We start from the raw sequence: 1,371 nt of genomic DNA, 5'->3' as shown, positions 1-1,371 counted from the left end.
GGGGGATTCGGTGATCCTATGCTGCCGAGAAAAGCATCGACGCGAGGTTTTAGCCGCCCGTACCCCAAACCGACACAGGTGATCAGGTAGAGAATACTAAGGCGATCGAGAGAATTATGGTTAAGGAACTCGGCAAAATGCCCCCGTAACTTCGGGAGAAGGGGGGCCCCAACCTTGAACACCACTTGCTGGTGGGAGGGGATCGGGGCCGCAGAGACCAGGGGGAAGCGACTGTTTACTAAAAACACAGGTCCGTGCGAAGTCGCAAGACGATGTATACGGACTGACTCCTGCCCGGTGCTGGAAGGTTAAGAGGACCGGTTAGCCGCAAGGCGAAGCTGAGAATTTAAGCCCCAGTAAACGGCGGTGGTAACTATAACCATCCTAAGGTAGCGAAATTCCTTGTCGGGTAAGTTCCGACCTGCACGAATGGAGTAACGACTTCCCCGCTGTCTCAACCATAAACTCGGCGAAATTGCAGTACGAGTAAAGATGCTCGTTACGCGCAGCAGGACGGAAAGACCCCGAGACCTTTACTATAGTTTGGTATTGGTGTTCGGAGTGGCTTGTGTAGGATAGGTGGGAGACGTTGAAGCCCGGACGCCAGTTCGGGTGGAGTCATCGTTGAAATACCACTCTGGTCACTTTGGACATCTAACTTCGGCCCGTAATCCGGGTCAGGGACAGTGCCTGATGGGTAGTTTAACTGGGGCGGTTGCCTCCTAAAAAGTAACGGAGGCGCCCAAAGGTTCCCTCAGCCTGGTTGGCAATCAGGTGTCGAGTGTAAGTGCACAAGGGAGCTTGACTGTGAGAGAGACATCTCGAGCAGGGACGAAAGTCGGGACTAGTGATCCGGCGGTACATTGTGGAATGGCCGTCGCTCAACGGATAAAAGGTACCTCGGGGATAACAGGCTGATCTTGCCCAAGAGTCCATATCGACGGCATGGTTTGGCACCTCGATGTCGGCTCGTCGCATCCTGGGGCTGGAGTAGGTCCCAAGGGTTGGGCTGTTCGCCCATTAAAGCGGTACGCGAGCTGGGTTTAGAACGTCGTGAGACAGTTCGGTCCCTATCCGCTGCGCGCGCAGGAAATTTGAGAAGGGCTGTCCTTAGTACGAGAGGACCGGGACGGACGAACCTCTGGTGTGTCAGTTGTACTGCCAAGTGCACCGCTGATTAGCTACGTTCGGATGGGATAACCGCTGAAAGCATCTAAGCGGGAAGCTCGCTTCGAGATGAGATTTCCATACACCTAGCGTGTGAGAGGCCCCCAGCCAGACCACTGGGTTGATAGGCCGGATGTGGAAGCGAGGACTAACGACTCGTGAAGCTGACCGGTACTAATAGGCCGATAACTTACACCACACACC

At 54.8% G+C, this 1,371-nt stretch carries 1 rRNA gene; it reads left to right on the top strand.

The features are described from left to right. Positions 1–1,366: ribosomal RNA gene (locus tag BLQ10_RS21915) — 23S ribosomal RNA — on the top strand; the annotation flags it as partial. Positions 1,367–1,371: the final 5 nt, after the last annotated feature.

The organism is Arthrobacter sp. ok362 (assembly GCF_900102785.1).
Taxonomy (GTDB): domain Bacteria; phylum Actinomycetota; class Actinomycetes; order Actinomycetales; family Micrococcaceae; genus Arthrobacter.
This window is presented reverse-complemented; position numbering and strand designations above follow the sequence as displayed.